Genomic DNA, 18125 nt, shown 5'->3' on the forward strand with positions numbered 1-18125 from the left:
TCTCCTGTGAGCGTGGCCAGACGGACCAGCCACGGCGTTATACTGGCGCGGCCAGGCCACGCAAATTCGGGATAAGGGAGTCATAGTAAGTCACCATGCAGAGCAAGTACAAAGTTGGCCTGCTGCGCCTCAACCTGCTGCTGGCGGCCCTGCTGCCGGCGCTGATGGCGGCGGCTTCGGAGAATGTGACCGAGGCCCTGCTGCTGTGGATGGCCGCCGGCTGGCTGGCCGTCTCGGCGGCGCTGGTGGAGTTCAGCCACCGCCGCCCGCCCCTGGTGCCCTGGCAGCTGCTGCCCAGCCTGCTGATGACCTCCCTGCTGTTCACCGCCCCCGAGCGCTTCCCGCTCTGGCTGTGGGCTTGGGGGGCGCTGGTCATGCTCCCCCAGCCGGCCTGGATGTCCGGGCTCAACCTGCTGCTGGCCACGCTCTCCTGGGGCTGGCTCGCCCGTGCCATGCCGCCGGAACAGGCGGCCTTCGCCGGCGCCGTGCTGGCGGCGCTGCTGCTGCTGGGACTCTCCCGCTCCCGGGATCTGGCGCCGCTGCGCGGCGTGGCCCGCCGGCGTGCTCACCTGGCGCCAGACCTGCGCCTGTGGCCTCGCGCCCAGCTGAGCCGCGATCTCACCCGGGAGCGGGCCCGTGTCTACCGCGACGGGGTACATGGCGAACTCCTGCTGCTGCGCACCGGACGGTCGAGTTTCTGGTCCCAGGCCCAGCGGCTGTGCGCCCTGACCCGCAGCTTCGAGCACTGCTACCGACTCGATGGCCGTACCCTGGCCGCCCTGCTGCTCTCTCCGGATCCCGAACAGGCCGAACGGCGCCGTGCCGACCTGTTGGCCCAGCTGGGGCCTATCCAGCGGCTCCGTGCCACGCCGTTGGCCCGTGTGGTCTCGCTGGCGGAAGAGTGCCGGGCGCTGGAACGACAGACCGTCGCGGCGGACGTGAAGAAGGAAGCGGAGCATGGCTGAACTGCAGCACGCCAGGCTTCACGCCGGCCTCTACTCCCTCGCCGCCCTGTTGCTGGTCGGCCAGGCCGGCTGGTTATATCTGGTCGGCGACTACGACCGCATCCTGCTGCCGGCCCTGCTCGCCCCGCTGCTGATCACGGCCGGCCTGATGCGCCTGGGCCAGCCCGAGACCGCCCGGCTCTCGGCCTACCTTGTGCTGGTGTGCGGCTACCTGCTGGTCGCCATGGAGCTGCCCATGCAGTCGTCACTGGCCCCCTTCTGGCTGGGCCTGCCACCGGTGCTGACCCTGCTGCTGCTGCCGCTGGGGCCGGCCATGCTGCTCAACCTTACCCTGACGCCGGTCTGGCTTCTGCTGGGCGAGAGCCTGCTCGATTTCGACCTGGCGCTCGGCTACCTGAGCCTGGTGATGGTGGCCGGCCTGGCCCCCTGGGAGATCCTCCATCAACGGGCCCTGCTGCAGGCGACCGACCCGCTCGACGAGGAGTGCGATGCCATACGGCGCAGCGCCCTGCACGATCGCCTGCACAGCGAATGCGAGCGTGCCGAGCTGCTCGACCAGCGCCTGGCGGTGCTGGTCATCCACCTGCCGCAGCTGGAGATGGCCGGCGAGCAGTTCGGCGCCGGGGCCCGACGAGCCCTGCTCAAGTCCCTGTGCGATACGGTGGTCAGCTGCAGCCGCGACCACGACCTGCTGGGGCGCGAGGGGGATGCCGACTTCTGGCTGGTGCTGCCGGATACCTCCGAAAACGGCGCCCTGCTGGTTCGCCAGCGCCTCGAGGAGGCGCTGCATCGCAAGGTGCTGCTGGACACCGGCCCGGTGGAGTCGCGCCTGACCGATTGCCATCTGGGCCGGGACGAGTCACCACTGGGCTTCATCCAGCGGCTGCAGGCCACCGTCCAGCGACACGCCGAGTCCTGATACTGCCCCCAGGCCAGACCGACACGGAGTCTTACTTGAACCTTGCCGACGCCCTCTACCAGCTGACGCCCTCGCCTACCCTGCTGCTGCTGATCATCGCGGCCATCGCCCTGGTCGAATCCCTGGCGCTGGTCGGCCTGCTGGTGCCCGGAGTGGTGCTGATCACCGCCGCCGCCTCCCTGGCGGGGCACCAGGAGATGGCGCTGCCGGCCATCATGCTCGCCGCCTTCATCGGGGCGGTGCTCGGCGACTGGGCCAGCTTCTGGCTGGGCTATACCCAGCATCAGCGGGTGACCCGGCTGTGGCCGCTGTCGCGACATCCCGAATGGCTCGCCCGGGGGGCGCGCTTCTTTCAGCGCTACGGCACCCTGTCGGTCTTCTTCGGACGTTTCGTCGGCCCGGTGCGCCCGATGGTACCGCTGATCGCCGGCATGCTCAGGATGTCACCGCGAGCCTTCACCTGGGCCAACCTCGCCTCGGCGTCGCTGTGGGCACCCGCCTACGTGCTGCCGGGCTACCTGCTTGGGCGCACCTGGCAGCAGCTGCTCGACATCCCCGAGGGGGCCCAGCCGCTGCTGGTGGCCCTGGCCGCCATTCTGGTGGCGCTGGCGTTGGTGTTCTCCTGGCTGCGCCAGCAGGTCGGCCGGAGTGGGCGGCTCTACCGCCTGCTCGCCGTGGGCGCCCGTCGCCACCCGTTAATGCGCCGACTCTGGCTGTCCCAGAGCGCCCGGGCCCGGGGCGAGGTGCCTCTGGCCAGCTGGCTGCTGCTGATCCTGTCGCTGGGAGGCGTATCGGGATGGACGCTGATGGTGATGCAGCACGGAGCCGATGGTCCGCTGGTAATGGATGCGCACATCAATGCGCTCTTCGCCTATCTGGCTAGCCCGAGACTGGAGGCGCTGAGCCAGGCCCTGGCGCGGGTGGGGGACACCTATGGCGTGCTGGCCCTGGTGCTGCCCTGGGGGGGCTGGCTGCTGTGGCGACGGCGCCTGGACGCCTTTGCGCATATCGCCGGCGGGCTCGGCCTGATCGCCCTGCTCAACACCTGGGGCAAGGCCTTCTTCGACCGCCCCCGCCCCGGCACTCCGGACTACCTGACCGGCTCCATGGCCTATCCCAGCGCCCACACCTCAACGGCGGTGGTGCTGGCCGGGCTCGCCGCCGCCTTCATCGCCCGTGAGCTGCCCCATCGGCAGCGCCACTGGGTCTACTGGGGCGCCATCCTGTTCGTCATGATCATGGCGCTGTCGCGGCTGGCGATCGGCGTGCACTGGTTCAGCGACCTGGTGGGCGGCGCCCTGCTGGGGCTGGTGGTCTGCGCGCTGGTCCAGCTCGCCTGGCAGGCCAGGCCACGCGCGCCCCTCGCCCCCTGCCCATGGGCCTGGCTGGGGGTGGGCTCGCTGGCGCTGGTGGCCGCACGCATCGCCTGGCTGCCGCCTGTCTAGCGCTGCCGCTGCTCCACCGCTGGGGCCGATCCAGCGCGGCGGTGTCAGCCGAGCGCCAGCCACAGGCCAACGCCCACCATCAGCGCGCCGGCGATGCGGTTGAGCAGGCGCACATTGCCATCCCGGCCAAGCAAACGCCGTAGCCGGCTACCGCCGACCGCATAGAGAGTCAGGCAGGCGAACTCGATGACGAGGATAATGGCGATCAGCACGACGAGCTGACCGCCCAGGGGGCGCGAGGCGTCGAGGAACGGCGGCAGCAGGGCCACGAAGAAGGCCCAACCCTTGGGATTGGCCACCGCGGTCACGAACCCCTGCAGGGCCAGTTGGGCGCGGCTCACCGGCGCCAGCGCCAAGCTCTCCAGCGGAACTGCCATGCGTCCCCGAGAGCGCCACATCATCACCCCCAGATAGACCAGATAGGCGCCTCCCAGCCACTTGAAGAGCGCGAAGAACTCCGGCTGGCGCAGCATCAAGGCGGCCACCCCGGCCCCAGCGGCGGCGGCCACCAGGCCCACCCCCACCAACTCCCCGGCCATCATCCACAGGGTGCGACGCACCCCCTGGGTCATGCCCAGCACCATGGCCAGGGTCATGCACATGCCCGGGGTGATGGAGACGAACAGGAAGGTCGGCACGAACACCGACAGCAGGGAAAGCTTGATCATCGGCACCCCCTCATCCGTGAGTCTTGAGCATGTCGGAATGTCGTAATGCCCAGGTGATACCGGGCGATCACTCCCCCCAGCGCGGCACCAGGTGGTGCGCAATGCCGAGCTGGTTGAGGATGCGCGCCACGATGAAGTCGATCAGGTCATCGATCGACGTCGGCTGATGATAGAAGCCCGGCGACGCGGGCAGGATCACGGCGCCCAGCCGGCTGAGGCTCAACATGTGCTCCAGATGGATCGCCGAGAGGGGCGTCTCCCGCAGCACCAGGATCAGTTGGCGACGCTCCTTCAGGGCCACGTCGGCGGCGCGCTCGATCAGGTTGTTGCTGGCTCCCGTGGCCACCGCCGAGAGAGTGCCGGTGGAGCAGGGGCAGATTACCATGGAGGACGGCGCCCCGGAGCCGGAGGCCACCGGCGACATCCAGTCCTCGCGGCCGAAGCAGCGGATCTGCCCGGGCCGGGCCCCGCTGCGTGCGACGAGCGCCTCGGCCAGTCGCTCGGGCCGCGCCGGCAGCTCGACATTGGTCTCGGTGGCGATCACCAGGTGCGCCGCCTTGGAGATCATCACCCACACCTCGCGCTCGGCAGCCACCAGGGCCTCGATCAGCCGCAGGCCATACTGGGCGCCGGAGGCGCCGGTCAGAGCCACCGTCACCGGGGGGCCGAACGCCGCCTCTGCCAAGAGGTCAGGCGACTCAGCCATGGGCCACCTCCAGGGCGGTGAGCAGCCGCTCGTGGATGCCGCCGAAGGCGCCGTTGGACATCACCACGATGCGATCATAGGGCCGCGCCTCGGCTACCAGCGCCGCCACCAGGGCGTCGAGATCCTCTTCCAGTTGCGCCGGCACCGGGCTGGCCGCGAGCACCGGGGCGAGCGACCAGTCCAGTCCTGCCGGCTGATACCAGAAGGCCGCATCGGCGGCGGCCACGCAGTCGGCCAGGCGGTCGCGCAGGCTGCCCAGGCGCATGGTGTTGGAGCGCGGTTCAATCACCGCCAGCAGCCGCCCCCGGGCGGTGGCGGCGCGCAGCCCCGTGAGGGTGGCGGCGATGGCCGTGGGGTGATGGGCGAAGTCATCGATCACCTGGATGCCGCCCACCTCGCCGCGCAGTTCCTGGCGACGCCGGGGGGTCTCGAAGCGCGCCAGGGCCGCCGCTCCCCGGGCGAGATCGACCCCGCAGGCATGCACGGCGGCCAGCGCCGCCAGGGCGTTCTTGGCGTTGTAGGCCCCGGTCAGCGGCCAGTCCACCACGGCGTCCTCGTCGACGCGCTGCGCTCCCTGACCCTCCTGGTGAATCACCCGGAAGCGGGAGGCATCCTCGCGCTCGAGCTCGAAGCGCCAGGGGCTCTCTTCGGCGCTGCCGAAGCGGGCCACCGGTGTCCAGGCCCCCATGGCCAGCACGCGGTCCAGCGCCAGCTCACCGTCGGCGACCAGCAGCCGCCCTCTGCCCGGCACGGTGCGCACCAGGTGGTGGAACTGTCGTTCGATGGCGGCCAGGTCGGGGAAGATGTCGGCGTGGTCGAACTCCAGATTGCCCAGCACCGCGACCTCGGGCCGGTAATGGACGAACTTGGAGCGCTTGTCGAAGAAGGCGGTGTCGTACTCGTCCGCCTCCACCACGAAGGGGCCCCCGGACGCACCGAGGCGCGCAGAGAGGCCGAAGTTGCGCGGCACCCCACCGATCAGAAAGCCCGGCGCCTGGCCCGCGGACTCCAGCAGCCAGGCCACCAGGCTCGCCGTGGTGGTCTTGCCGTGGGTGCCGGCCACGGCGATCACCCGCCGACCGGGCAGCACCTGCTCAGCCAGCCACTGGGGGCCGGAGACATAGGGCAGGCCGTGATCGAGCACCGCCTCCACCTCCGGGTTGCCCCGGGAGAGCGCATTGCCGATCACCACCAGATCCAGAGGCGGCGCGAGGTTGGCCGGCGAATAGCCCTCATGCAGGGCGATGCCCGCCTCCTCGAGCTGAGTGCTCATGGGCGGGTAGACGCCCGCATCCGAACCGCTGACGGTATGGCCCAGCTCCCGGGCCAGCAGCGCCAGGCTGCCCATGAAGGTGCCGCAGATACCGAGGATATGGACGTGCATGCGCTCTCCTGACTGCCGACTTGCGCCGCGGCATCCCACCGCGGCAGGGTGTGGCGAGACTAGCATGGCGCCAGATGCCCCTCCAGCGCCCGACACTTGCCAGGAAAGTCGGGCGCCGGATGCAGCCTCGGCCGCTTTCGGCTAGACTCCTTCGACTTTCGTCACTCCATTCCCGAACAACAGCGACCAGGAGCAGGAACAGCGCCATGGCCCACAATGCCTTCTACGCCCAGTCCGGCGGCGTCACCGCCGTGATCAACGCCAGCGCCTGCGGCGTGATCGAGGCCTGCCGTCGTCACCCGGACCGGATCGGCAAGGTTTTCGCCGGCCACAACGGGATCATCGGCGCCCTCACCGAGGACCTGATCGACGTGAGCCGGGAGTCCGATGAGGCCATCGCGGCCCTGCGCCATACCCCGGGCGGTGCCTTCGGCTCCTGCCGCTACAAGCTCAAGGACATCGAGAGCCACCGCGCCCAGTATGAGCGGCTGATCGAGGTGTTCCGCGCCCACGATATCCGCTACTTCTTCTACAATGGCGGCGGCGACAGCGCCGACACCTGTCTCAAGGTCTCCCAGCTTTCCGAGAAGCTCGGCTATCCGCTCACCGCCATCCACGTGCCCAAGACCGTGGACAACGACCTGCCGATCACCGACAACTCGCCGGGCTTCGGCAGCGTGGCCAAGTACATCGCCACCTCCACCCTGGAGGCCTCCCTGGACATCGCCTCCATGTGCGCCACCTCCACCAAGGTGTTCGTGCTCGAGGTGATGGGTCGCCATGCCGGCTGGATCGCCGCCGCCGGGGGGCTCGCCGGCCAGGGCGAGGGCGAACCGCCCCACCTGATCATCTTCCCCGAGGTGGCCTTCAACCGCGAGGCGGTGATGGCCAGGGTCGAGGAGGCCGTCAAGACCTACGGCTACTGCGTGATCGTGGTCTCCGAGGGCGCCCGCTACGAGGACGGCACCTTCCTGGCTGACTCCGGCAACACCGATGCCTTCGGCCACCGCCAGCTGGGCGGCGTGGCCCCGACGCTCGCCGGTATGGTAAAGCAGGACCTGGGCTACAAGTACCACTGGGCGGTGGCCGACTACCTGCAGCGCGCCGCCCGCCACCTGGCCTCCAGGACCGATGTGGAGCAGGCCTACGCAGTGGGCGAGAAGGCGGTGGAGCTTGCGCTCGCGGGCAAGAACTCGATGATGCCGGCCATCAAGCGGGTCTCCGAGACCCCCTACGCCTGGACCATCGAGCCCGCCCCGCTGGCGGAGGTCGCCAATCGCGAGAAGTTCATGCCCAAGGAGTACATCCGCAAGGACGGCTTCGGCATCACCGGGGCCTGCCGCCAGTACCTGTCGCCGCTGATCCAGGGCGAGGACTTCCCGCCCTTCGAGAACGGCCTGCCCAAGGTCGCCAAGCTTGCCCTCCACCGGGTCGAGCGCAAGCTGCCGGCTTTCACTATCTGATCTGACAGGGCCAAGGGCCAAGGGCCAAGGGCCAAGGAAGGCTGTCATCCACCGCTGATCTGTACCCCCCCCCCCGCCGGCCTCGAGCCAGCGGGGGGTTCGTTTTAACCTGCGATAGGATCCTGGGTCCTGGGCTCTCGGCGCATCATCTCAACAACCAGGTGAGGATCAGCAGCAACAACAGGATGCCGGCCACGCCCTGCCAGAAGTGGCCAGGGTCGCGGAAGAAGCGCCGGCCGCCGGGCGCAGAGGCGTCACGTCGATCCGAGGCCAGGGGCAGACGCAGCTCGCGCCGGAACTCCGACATGCGCCGGTAGCGCAGCGAGCGCTGGGGATCCAGCGCACGCCGCAGCGCCTCGTCCAGCGCCGGCGGCACCTCGGGGTTGCGGGTCCGCGCGACGCGATAGGCCAGCTGCTCCAGGTCGGTGTGGCTGCGCAGGCGGTTGGGCGCGAGCTCGTAGGGCAGCTCCCCGGTGAGCAGCCAGTAGACGGTGGAGGCATAGGAGTACTGGTCGCTGCGCCGGCCGACCGAGTCGTCCAGGGCATACTCGGGGGCGCTGTGCTCGGTCAACCCCACCTGACGCAACAGCTCCCGGGCCTCTCGGTGCCCGCCTCCTTCCCGGGCCCGGCAGGCGCTGAAGTCGGTCAGCACCACCTGGCCATGGCGGTCGATCATCACGTTACCGGGGTGCACCTGCTGGTGCAGGATATCGCGGTGGTGCAGCGCCTGGATCGCCTTGCCGAGCTGGTTGGCGATATCCAGGCGCTGCATCAGGCTCGCCTGGGGATGGCGCCGGGCCCACTCGGTCAGGGTCTCCCCCTCCACATAGGCCATCAGGTAATAGAGGTAGCGACGCGGCCGCGACGATTCCATGATCCTCACCACGAAGGGCGACTTGACCCGTTCCACCACCCACTGCTGAAGCAGGAAATGCTCCAGGTAGACGTTGCGGTTGGAGAGCTCGGGGCTCGGCGCCTTCATCACCATGTCCCGCTCGGTAGTGATATCGCGGACCCGGTAGACCCGCGACTGGGCGGTTCGCGACAGCACCGCCTTGATCTCCAGGCCATCGAGGCGATCCCCCGGCGAGAGCTCGGGGGGGATCGGCAGATCACCATAGGCACGGCCCGGGTGGTCGGGCTGCTCGTCAGGCAGCTCATCGATGCGCACCAGTTGGAAGCATAACTGCTCGGCGCCGTAGCCTCGGGCCTGTGCCCGCTGCACCGCCGCCTCGGCCAGTCGATCGCAGGCGGCGTTGAGGTCGCTGACATCCTGGCGAATCAGCTGAACGTACTCCGACGGCATCAGGGTGCCCAGCACCGCCTGGGTGGTGAACAGGAAGATGTCGCCCTGCTTGATGGGAAACTGGGCGTAGTCGATGTCGATGCTGCCATCCATGCCCAGCGCCCGAGAGGGATAGCGGTAACCGCCGAGGTCGGTGACATGGTCGCGGCTGAGCTGCTCGAACTCGGCGCCGCGCAGGCGAAATACCAGGGTGTCGCCGAGATGGAAGAGGTGCGCGTTACGCCCGCGATAGATCATCGCCGACAGCGACGAGACATAGTTCCCTTCGGTGACCCACTGGCTCTGGCTATAGCACCAGCCGTTGAGGGCGCGCAGCACCCGGGTGGCCGAGGTCTTGACGTCCCAGTGATCCGGTGTGGAGTAGTAGTCGGCCAGGAAACCGCGCACGCTGAGGTCGCCGGCCTGCTTGGCCATGGAGTTGCGCTGGGTGGAGTCGCTGATCACCGCGCAGGCGCCCTTGGCATTGAGCTGCCCTGCCTGGGGCAGGAGCACCGACATGGAGCTGCGGTGGTGGCGTCGGTCCGGCGCCACAAAGGCCTGGCCGTAACTCAATGACAGCTGCGCAGATCCCAAGAGGCTTCTCCTTGACCGCCGGGTCGATCTTCCCTGGGGTCGCCGGCCACCCTGGTCGGCAGCCGGCGAACCCCGCCGGCGCCCATGATACACTTCCGTCGTCTCCGCGTGGTGTCAACCATAGCCGCAGCATCTTGCCCAGGTCGCGACACCTATGTCGCATTGGTAATCCCTGCGCCCGCTCCGTATACTTCCGCAGATTTTTTCGCTCAGCGATGTGCCTAGCTGATTTCCAACCCAAGGAAGCGACGATGAACTTCGACAACATCCCCGCCGGCAAGGACCTCCCCAACGACGTCTACGTGGCGATCGAGATCCCGGCCAACCATGCCCCGATCAAGTACGAGATTGACAAGGACATGGGGACCCTGCTGGTCGACCGCTTCATGGCTACGCCGATGTTCTACCCGGCCAACTACGGCTTCATCCCCCACACCCTGGCCGATGATGGTGATGCCCTGGACGCCCTGGTGGTGACCCCCTACCCGGTCCAGCCCGGCTGCATCATCCGCGCCCGCCCGGTCGGCATCCTCAACATGACCGATGAGGCAGGCGAAGACGCCAAGCTGGTCTGCGTGCCCCACGCCAAGCTCACCAGCCTGTACGACGACGTCCAGGAAGTCACCGATCTGCCCGAACTGCTGCGCCAGCAGATCGCCCACTTCTTCGAGAACTACAAGGATCTCGAGAAGGGCAAGTGGGTCAAGGTCGAGTCCTGGGAAGGCGTCGAGGCCGCCCGCAAGGCCATCGAGAAGGCCGTAGTCGCCTACGAGAAGGCCTGATCCTCTCCCCGGCCGCGACCAGAGGGGGGGGGGGCGGCATGCCATGCCCCAGCATGACAGATTACGCATCAGGGCCGCCCCATGGGGCGGCCCTGATGCGTAGGAGAAACACGTCGGGAGAGCGGTTCGGCTACTCGGGCTGACCCGCTTCCGGCTCGGGAGCGGCCAGTGCCTCGGGGGCCGGCGCCACCGGCGCCTCCTCGATCGTCTCGACCTCGACCACCGGCGGTTCCACAGGGGGCTCAGCGGGGGGCGCCGGTGACGCCAGCGACAGTGGCGGCTCGGCGAGGCGCTCGGCCAGGTGGGCGGCGAGATCCCGCGCCCGGGTCATGTGCAGTGCCATCACCAGGGAGTGGTTCGCGAACACCCCGAAGCCGGAGCCGTTGAGTACCACCGGGCTCCACAGCCGCCGCTGGGTCATCCCCAGCTCCGCCAGCAGGCGCTCCCACTCGGCGATTACCCCCGCCTCGTGCAGCACATCGGCCTGGTCACGCTGGACGCCCTGGAGCAGCTGCGACAACGCCCAGCCGGTGCCGCGGGCCTCGAAGAAGATGTTATCGACCCGGTGCCAGGGGGTGCGCGGCGGCAGAGACTCGGCATCCACCGCAAGCTCGATCAGCGCCTCATGGCTGCCGACGCTCGCCGCCAGTCGCAGGGCGAGGTCATCCAGCCGGGCGACCAGCGACTGCAGCCAGTCACCCAGGCCCTGCCCGGGCACGAAGCCCGCCTCCTCCTCATCCAGGGCGGCCAGCTGACGGTCGAAGGCCTCCAGCGCCTCGCCCAGATGCTGCTCGGTGCCGGGATAGAACCAGTCGCGGTCATCCCCCATCAGCGCCTCGCGCGCCTCCTCGAGATCCGCACTCTCGCCGCCTGCCATCTGCGGCAGAGCCCGGGCCAGGTCCCGGGAGGATTCCAGCACCCCCAGCTCCCAGCTCGGCATGTTATCGAGCCACACGCCTGGCGGGGCGATGTCGTTGCGCAGGTAGCCCCCCGGCTTCTCCAGCAGCGTCGCCACGCTGGTGGCCAGGGTGGCCAGGGTCACCGTGCCCCTGGCGCCCGGCGTGTAGGCGGCCTCGCCACGCCGCTCGAGGGTGGCCTGCTCGACGTCGAAGGGCGCCGGTGGCTGGCTCCACCAGATGCCCAGGCCGACGCTGACCAGCAGGTAGAGCCCTGCCAGCGCCAGCAGCGGCTTCCAGATCCAGCCGTACTGGGGGCGCTCCAGCGCCTCCTCCTTCCTGCGACGCCGGGAGGCGCGCCAGCTTTTCCAGGCCATGTCGTGATAATCCCTGATGATGAACTTGAACCCGCTGGCGATGCGACAATGCGGCGCATCACAGAGGGACGCGGCAGGCTAACAACGGCCTGCTTCTGCGATATCCTAGCACTGACCGAAAGCTCCAGCGCCCCGGCGGCCAACGCGGGGAACCGCGCCACCTGCCACGGGTCTGACGTCCGAGCTCGCCCTGACACCCGCAAGGATAAGGATGACCAACTTGATCGCCCGACGCCTCGCCCTGCTGCTTGTGCTGATGCTGCTGCCGCTTGCCACCCAGGCGCAGTGGTTCTCGTCATCCAACTCCCGGGATTTCCTGCCGGTCCTCGAGGCCTTCCAGCCCCAGGCCTGGCACGATGGCGAGACCCTCTACGTGGGGGTGGAGGTCACGCCCGAGCACTATCTCTACCGCCACCAGTTCGCGGTGGAGTCCGATGCGGTGACCCTGGGCGAGTCCGAGGTTCCCGGGGGGGAATTCACCAGTGACGAGTTCCTGGGCGACGTCTATGTGTTCCGCGACGACATGGTGCTGCAGATCCCCCTCGAGGAGAGCGCCAGCGGCGTGTTCCCCCTTACCTTCACCTTCCAGGGCTGTGCCGACGCCGGCCTCTGCTACCCGCCGGAGCGGGTCTCCCTGGAGGCACCGGAACGCGAGGCGCCGCGCGCCTTTACCGCCCTGATCAGTGGCAACGGCGACGCCGCGGCCGGCTCGGGCGATGGGAGTAGCGCCGCGGTGCCGCCTGCCGCTCCCCAGAGTGACGACGGTCGTTTCCAGCGCCTGATGAGTGATGCCAGCCTGCCGCTAGTGCTGGGGCTGTTCTTCCTGGCCGGCCTGGGGCTGACCTTCACCCCCTGCGTGCTGCCCATGGTGCCGATCCTCTCCTCGATCATCGTCGGCCAGAACCCCGGCCGCCCCCGGGCCTTCGCGCTCTCCGCCAGCTACGTAGCCGGCATGGCGCTGACCTATGCAGCGGTGGGTGTGCTGATGGGGCTGTTCGGCGCCGGGCTCAATCTCCAGGCGCGGCTGCAGTCGGCGCCGGTGCTGATCACCTTCGCCGTGCTCTTTGCCCTCTTCGCCTTGGCCATGTTCGGGGCCTTCCAGCTGCGCCTGTCGCCGGGCCTGGCTGGGCGCATCGATGCCTGGCAGACCCGGGCCCAGCAGAGCGGCCCGGGAGGATTGGCACTGGCCGGCTCGCTGTCGGTGCTGGTCGTCTCTCCCTGCGTCTCCGCGCCCCTGGCCGGCGCCCTGGTGTTCATCTCCACCACCGGCGATGCCGTGATGGGCGGCGCTGCCCTGCTAGCCCTGGGCCTCGGCATGGGCGTGCCGCTGCTGCTAGTGGGCACCTTTGGCACTACTCTGCTGCCGCGCAGCGGCGCCTGGATGAACGGGGTGAAGATTGCCTTCGGCATCCTGCTGCTGGGGGTGGCCATCTGGCTGGTGGAGCGTCTGCTGCCCTCGGCGGTGGCACTGCTGATGTGGGCGGCGCTGGCCATCGGCAGCGCCCTGGCGCTGGGCGCCATGTCGGTCAACCTGCCCCAGGGCTGGCCCCGGGCTCGCCAGGCCGCCGGCCTGCTGCTGCTGGCCTGGGGCCTGGCCCTGGCGCTGGGGGCCGCCAGCGGCGCCCAGGACCCGCTGCGTCCGCTGGCCAATCTGGGCGGCAGCAGTAACGGCGGGGTGGCGCCCGCCGAGGTCACCACCGTGGAAGGACTCGACGAGCTGCAGCGGGCGCTGGCCTCGGTGGGGCGTGGCCGCCCCGCCTTCGTCCACTTTACCGCCGACTGGTGCATCTCCTGCAAGCAGATGGAGCGCCAGGTCTATCCCGATCCGCGGGTGGCCGAACCGCTCTCGGCCTTCGCACGCATCAACGTCGACGTGACCGACACGGGCAGCGCCAGCCGGGAACTGCTCGACCACTTCGGCCTGTTCGGGCCGCCCAGCCTGCTGTTCTTCCACGATGACGAGGAGCTCCGCGAGGCGCGTATCCAGGGCGAGGTGCGCGCCCCGGGGCTCGCCTCCCATCTGCAAGGCGTGCTCGACTGGCTGCACGGCAGCCGAAGCTGACCAGCGCGGGTGCGGGCGCGAACGTCGTAAAACAGTCGTTTAAATCCCCGCTTCGAACGCTGTTCTGCGCCCTACTGGACATCCCCCGGGATTTTGGGCAAACTCCGGCGTTATCCCTTTTTCACTGCCATTAGAGGGGCAAGAGACGCCATCTTGCCGCGATCTAGGGCAAGTTGGCCCGAGTTGACAGCGCCGCCGGGCCGGCCTTATTCACTGCACCCAAGCGATCGAGACAACGTCATGGATATCCGCAAGGTCAAGAAGCTGATCGAGCTGCTCGAAGAGTCCAACATCAGCGAAATCGAGATCCAGGAGGGCGAGGAGTCGGTGCGCATCAGCCGTCACCCCAACGGCGCCAGCTGGCAGCCCGCCATGCCCCAGGGCTATGCCCCCCAGGGCTATGCCCCCGCGGCACAGCCCGCCCCCCAGGCGCCGGCGGCCCCCGCCCCCGTCGAAGCCGATGAGGGCCCGAGCTACCAGGGCCAGGCCGTGACCTCGCCCATGGTGGGCACCTTCTATCGCAGCCCGGCACCGGGCGGCAAGCCCTTCATCGAGGTGGGCTCCAGCGTCAAGAAGGGCGACACCGTGTGCATCGTCGAGGCCATGAAGATGATGAACCAGATCGAGGCCGACCGCGACGGCGTGGTCGAGGCGATCCTGGTCGACGACGGCGAACCGGTGGAATTCGACCAGCCGCTTCTCGTGCTCGGCTGATAGCGCAGCGCTTCTTCATTCACCTGACACTGGCGGATTCCTCATGCTGGACAAGGTACTCATCGCCAATCGCGGCGAGATCGCCCTGCGCATCCTGCGCGCCTGCAAGGAGCTGGGCATCAAGACGGTGGCGGTCCACTCCAAGGCCGACCGCGAGCTGATGCACGTGCGTCTGGCCGACGAGGCCGTCTGCATCGGCCCGGCCTCCTCGGCCCAGTCCTACCTCAACATCCCGGCGCTGATCAGCGCCGCGGAGGTCACCGATTCCAGCGCCATCCACCCCGGCTACGGCTTCCTCTCCGAGAACGCCAACTTCGCCGAGCAGGTCGAGCGCTCCGGCTTCACCTTCATCGGTCCACGGGCGGAGACCATTCGCCTGATGGGCGACAAGGTCTGCGCCATCGAATCGATGAAGAAGGCCGGCGTGCCCACGGTGCCTGGCTCCGACGGCCCGCTGCCCGAGGACGACGAAGGCGAGATCGTGGCCATCGCCCGGCGCATCGGCTACCCGGTGATCATCAAGGCGGCAGCCGGCGGCGGTGGTCGCGGCATGCGCGTGGTGCACACCGAGGCGCACCTGCTCTCCGCGGTCAACGTGACCCGCACCGAGGCCCACTCGGCCTTCGGCGACGGCACCGTCTACATGGAGAAGTTCCTCGAGAACCCCCGCCACGTGGAGGTCCAGGTGCTGGCCGACGGCCAGGGCAACGCCATCCACCTCTATGACCGGGACTGCTCCTTGCAGCGCCGCCACCAGAAGGTGATCGAGGAGGCCCCGGCGCCGGGCATCGACCCGGCCGCCCGCGCGGAAGTGCTCGAGGCGTGTCGCCAGGCGTGCATCACCATCAATTATCGTGGCGCCGGCACTTTCGAGTTCCTCTACGAGGATGGCAAGTTCTTCTTCATCGAGATGAACACCCGCGTTCAGGTGGAGCACCCGGTCACCGAGATGGTGACCGGCGTAGACATCGTCCGCGAACAGCTGCGCATCGCCTCCGGTTTGCCGCTGTCGATCTCCCAGGAGGAGGTCAAGCTCACCGGCCACGCCTTCGAATGCCGCATCAACGCCGAGGACGCGCGCACCTTCATGCCCTCCCCCGGCAAGGTGACCCTCTACCACCCGCCGGGTGGCCTCGGGGTCCGCGTGGACTCTCATATCTACACCGGTTACACGGTGCCACCCCACTACGACTCCCTGATCGGCAAGCTGATCACCTGGGGCGCAGACCGCGAGACCGCGCTGATCCGCATGCGCGTCGCCCTGGACGAACTGCTGGTGGAGGGCATCAAGACCAACACCGACCTACACAAGGACCTGGTGCGCGACGGCTACTTCCGACAGGGTGGGGTCAATATCCACTACCTGGAGAAGAAGCTGGGTCTCTAGGCCCGCGATGCGTTCCCTGCGGGGCGGCCCTGGCCGCCCCGCTTGCGTTGACGCCCCTTTTCATCGGGAGACACTCATGCCCTGGCTGCAACTCAAGGCCCATATCCCCCCCGAACAGGCCGAGACCCTCGAGGAGCTGCTGCTCAACGAGGGCGCCACCGCCATCACCCTGCAGGACGCCCATGACGATCCGGTGTTCGAGCCGGAGCGCGGCAGCACTCCGCTGTGGAACGAGACGGTGCTCACCGGTCTCTACGACGACCTGGAGGGGATCGACGCCATGCTGGAGCGAGTCCGCCAGGCCTGGGCCGCCGAACTGCCGGACGACCCCTGCCCCGAGATCGAGGTGGAACTGCTCGCCGACCGCGACTGGGAACGCGAGTGGATGGACGACTTCCAGCCCATGCAGATGGGCGAGCGGCTATGGATCGTGCCGAGCTGGCACGAGCCGCCCGAACCCGGCGCGGTCAACCTGCACCTGGACCCGGGCCTGGCCTTCGGCACCGGCACTCACCCCACCACGGCGCTCTGCCTGGCCTGGCTCGACGGCCTGGGGGTGACCGAGGCACTCGACCATCAACCGGTGCTGGACATCGGCACCGGTTCCGGCATCCTGGCCATCGCCGCCCTGAAGCTCGGCGCCGTCCGCGCCGTGGGCACCGACATCGACCCCCAGGCGCTGCAGGCCAGCCGCGACAACGCCGAGCGCAACGGCATCCGCGAGCCTGACTTTCGGCTCTGCTACCCCGAGCAGCTCGACGACGCCGAGACCTTTCCCATCGTGGTGGCCAACATCCTCGCCGGCCCGCTGGTCGAGCTGGCGCCGATGATCGCCGGCCATCTCGCCCCCGGCGGGCGCCTGGCGCTCTCCGGCATCCTCGCCGCCCAGGCCGAGGAGGTGCTCGACGCTTACCGCGACCAGGGCCTGCGCATGGACGAGCCGGTGGCAAGTGAAGGCTGGGTTCGCCTTACCGGAAGGCGAGCCGTCGGCCATTAACCGCTCCCTGCCAGGGCGCGCCCCCTGGCCACTTCACCCCATCCGGCCAGGGGCGTATGATATGTCCCCCCTTTGCTACCACCGTCCACCATCATGCCCGAGACCCGTTTGCCCCTGCCCCGCATCGGTGCCCACCAGCTGCCCAACCGGGTGATACTGGCGCCGATGGCCGGCGTCACCGACCGCCCCTTCCGCCAGCTATGCCGGCGGCTGGGCGCGGGCCTGGTGGTAGGCGAGATGGTCACCTCGGACCCCAGCCTGTGGCATACCCGCAAGTCGCGGCTGCGCATGGACCACCAGGGCGAGCCCGGCCCCAGAGCGGTGCAGATCGCTGGCGGCGACGCCGAGATGCTCGCCGAGGCGGCACGCCTCAATGCGGCCCAGGGCGCCGAGATCATCGACATCAACATGGGCTGCCCGGCCAAGAAGGTGTGCAACAAGGCGGCGGGCTCCGCGCTGCTGCGCGACGAGGCCCTGGTGGTCGAGATCCTCGAGGCGGTGGTGACCGCGGTGGAGGTACCGGTGACGCTCAAGATCCGCACCGGCTGGTGTGCCGACAGCAACAACGGCGTGCGCATCGCCCGCCTGGCCGAGGCCGCCGGCATCCGGGCCCTGGCGGTGCACGGCCGTCATCGGCAGCAGCGCTATACCGGCCATGCCGAATACGACACCATCGCCGAGATCAAGGCTGCGGTGGGCATTCCGGTTTTCGCCAACGGCGATATCGACTCACCTGAGAAGGCCGCCGCCGTCCTCGACTATACTGGGGCAGATGCGGTGATGGTGGGCCGCGGCGCCCAGGGCAACCCTTGGATCTTCCGCGAGATCGACCACTACCTGCGTCACGGGGAGCGCCTGGCGCCCCCGGCCGGCGAGGAGCGCGCGGCCGTGCTGCGCGATCACCTCGGGGCCCTTCACGACTTTTATGGCGAGCACATGGGCGTGCGCATCGCGCGCAAGCACGTCGGCTGGTACCTGGCCGACGATAGCCGCTTGACGGCAAAGGCACAGCGCGAGCTCAGGGCCACTTTCAACGGCCTGGAGGGCGCCGTCGCCCAGCATCGCTTCATCGACGACTGCGTTCGTCACGCCTGCCCGCCGGCCGCCGCGCCGCAGGAGCACGTGACGTCGAAAGGAACCCGAGCCGCATGACCAGCCACGCCTTTCCCCCGAACCCCGAGCTGTCTGGAGATCGCAAGGAACTCGCCGGGTTGAACGGCGAACGCCCGCAGGCGCTCGACGAATCCGTTGGCCAGCGCCCGCTACGCGAGGCGGTGGACCTCGCCATGCGCTGCTACTTCGCCCACCTGGATGGCGGCGAGGTCACCGGGCTATTCACCATGGTGATGGCCGAGGTCGAGGCACCGCTGCTCGCCGCCGTGCTCGACCACACCCAGGGTAACCAGACCCGCGCCGCCGAGATGCTCGGCCTCAACCGCGGCACCCTGCGCAAGAAGCTCAAGCAGTACGACCTGATCTGA

General features: G+C 68.9%; 16 protein-coding genes. 11 read left to right on the forward strand and 5 right to left on the reverse strand.

The features are described 5' to 3' along the window. The first annotated feature begins 95 nt into the window (after positions 1 to 95). Genes ACR80S_RS05955 through ACR80S_RS05965 form a run of 3 tightly spaced genes read left to right on the forward strand, consistent with a single transcriptional unit; the run spans position 96 to position 3329 of the window. On the forward strand, positions 96 to 965 hold the full coding sequence (locus tag ACR80S_RS05955) for a hypothetical protein (RefSeq protein ID WP_435400338.1): 870 nt from the start codon (positions 96 to 98) through the stop codon (positions 963 to 965). Then, positions 958 to 1884, forward strand: coding sequence for a diguanylate cyclase domain-containing protein (locus ACR80S_RS05960; RefSeq protein ID WP_435402815.1), 927 nt, complete (start codon positions 958 to 960; stop codon positions 1882 to 1884). The genes ACR80S_RS05955 and ACR80S_RS05960 overlap by 8 nt, the downstream gene beginning before the upstream one ends. 35 nt (positions 1885 to 1919) lie before the next feature. Next, positions 1920 to 3329: a bifunctional DedA family/phosphatase PAP2 family protein gene (locus ACR80S_RS05965; RefSeq protein ID WP_435402816.1), complete on the forward strand. Its 1410-nt coding sequence runs from the start codon at positions 1920 to 1922 to the stop codon at positions 3327 to 3329. Positions 3330 to 3373: 44 nt separating this feature from the next. Here ACR80S_RS05965 and ACR80S_RS05970 read toward each other — a convergent pair whose 3' ends face one another. The 3 genes from ACR80S_RS05970 to mpl all read right to left on the reverse strand — a co-directional run bounded on the left by ACR80S_RS05970 (position 3374) and on the right by mpl (position 6087). Continuing rightward, complete coding sequence (locus ACR80S_RS05970) at positions 3374 to 3997, reverse strand: LysE family translocator (protein WP_435402817.1); 624 nt, start codon at positions 3995 to 3997, stop codon at positions 3374 to 3376. A 67-nt stretch (positions 3998 to 4064) separates the two neighbouring features. Continuing rightward, entirely contained in the window at positions 4065 to 4703 is a 639-nt protein-coding gene (locus ACR80S_RS05975) for a flavin prenyltransferase UbiX (RefSeq protein ID WP_435400342.1), read from the reverse strand. Next, positions 4696 to 6087, reverse strand: coding sequence for a UDP-N-acetylmuramate:L-alanyl-gamma-D-glutamyl-meso-diaminopimelate ligase (mpl, locus tag ACR80S_RS05980; RefSeq protein ID WP_435402818.1), 1392 nt, complete (start codon positions 6085 to 6087; stop codon positions 4696 to 4698). The genes ACR80S_RS05975 and mpl overlap by 8 nt, the downstream gene beginning before the upstream one ends. Positions 6088 to 6293: 206 nt before the next feature. Here mpl and ACR80S_RS05985 point away from each other — a divergent pair, with 206 nt between their 5' ends. After that, positions 6294 to 7550 (forward strand): 6-phosphofructokinase, encoded by a 1257-nt coding sequence (locus ACR80S_RS05985; protein WP_435400344.1) that lies wholly within the window; start codon positions 6294 to 6296, stop codon positions 7548 to 7550. Between the two features lie 145 nt (positions 7551 to 7695). Here ACR80S_RS05985 and ACR80S_RS05990 read toward each other — a convergent pair whose 3' ends face one another. Further along, entirely contained in the window at positions 7696 to 9429 is a 1734-nt protein-coding gene (locus ACR80S_RS05990) for a protein kinase domain-containing protein (protein ID WP_435400345.1), read from the reverse strand. A 251-nt stretch (positions 9430 to 9680) separates the two neighbouring features. Between ACR80S_RS05990 and ppa the strand changes: the two genes are divergently transcribed. Beyond that, a complete protein-coding gene (gene ppa, locus ACR80S_RS05995; protein WP_290903649.1) occupies positions 9681 to 10211 on the forward strand; it encodes an inorganic diphosphatase in 531 nt (176 codons plus the stop codon). 130 nt (positions 10212 to 10341) lie between these two features. Here the strand turns inward: ppa and ACR80S_RS06000 are convergent, their stop codons facing one another. Further along, complete coding sequence (locus ACR80S_RS06000) at positions 10342 to 11484, reverse strand: DUF2333 family protein (RefSeq protein WP_435400346.1); 1143 nt, start codon at positions 11482 to 11484, stop codon at positions 10342 to 10344. A gap of 211 nt (positions 11485 to 11695) precedes the next feature. On the opposite strand from ACR80S_RS06000, the gene dsbD reads away from it, so the two are divergent. The 6 genes from dsbD to fis all read left to right on the forward strand — a co-directional run bounded on the left by dsbD (position 11696) and on the right by fis (position 18125). Beyond that, positions 11696 to 13546, forward strand: coding sequence for a protein-disulfide reductase DsbD (dsbD, locus tag ACR80S_RS06005; protein ID WP_435400347.1), 1851 nt, complete (start codon positions 11696 to 11698; stop codon positions 13544 to 13546). A 240-nt stretch (positions 13547 to 13786) separates the two neighbouring features. Then, positions 13787 to 14260, forward strand: coding sequence for an acetyl-CoA carboxylase biotin carboxyl carrier protein (accB, locus tag ACR80S_RS06010; protein ID WP_435400348.1), 474 nt, complete (start codon positions 13787 to 13789; stop codon positions 14258 to 14260). A gap of 43 nt (positions 14261 to 14303) precedes the next feature. Continuing rightward, positions 14304 to 15647 carry an acetyl-CoA carboxylase biotin carboxylase subunit gene (gene accC, locus ACR80S_RS06015; RefSeq protein ID WP_435400349.1) on the forward strand — a complete coding sequence of 448 codons (1344 nt, stop codon included), beginning with the start codon at positions 14304 to 14306 and terminating at the stop codon, positions 15645 to 15647. 76 nt (positions 15648 to 15723) lie between these two features. Beyond that, the gene (gene prmA / locus ACR80S_RS06020; protein ID WP_435400350.1) at positions 15724 to 16644 is read left to right on the forward strand and encodes a 50S ribosomal protein L11 methyltransferase; all 921 of its coding nucleotides are present in this window, start codon (positions 15724 to 15726) and stop codon (positions 16642 to 16644) included. A gap of 93 nt (positions 16645 to 16737) precedes the next feature. Further along, a complete protein-coding gene (dusB, locus tag ACR80S_RS06025; RefSeq protein ID WP_435402819.1) occupies positions 16738 to 17796 on the forward strand; it encodes a tRNA dihydrouridine synthase DusB in 1059 nt (352 codons plus the stop codon). Further along, complete coding sequence (gene fis, locus ACR80S_RS06030) at positions 17793 to 18125, forward strand: DNA-binding transcriptional regulator Fis (protein WP_435400352.1); 333 nt, start codon at positions 17793 to 17795, stop codon at positions 18123 to 18125. Before dusB ends, fis begins: the two co-directional genes overlap by 4 nt.

It is taken from the genome of Halomonas salsilacus, assembly GCF_051216275.1.
Classification (GTDB): domain Bacteria; phylum Pseudomonadota; class Gammaproteobacteria; order Pseudomonadales; family Halomonadaceae; genus Halomonas.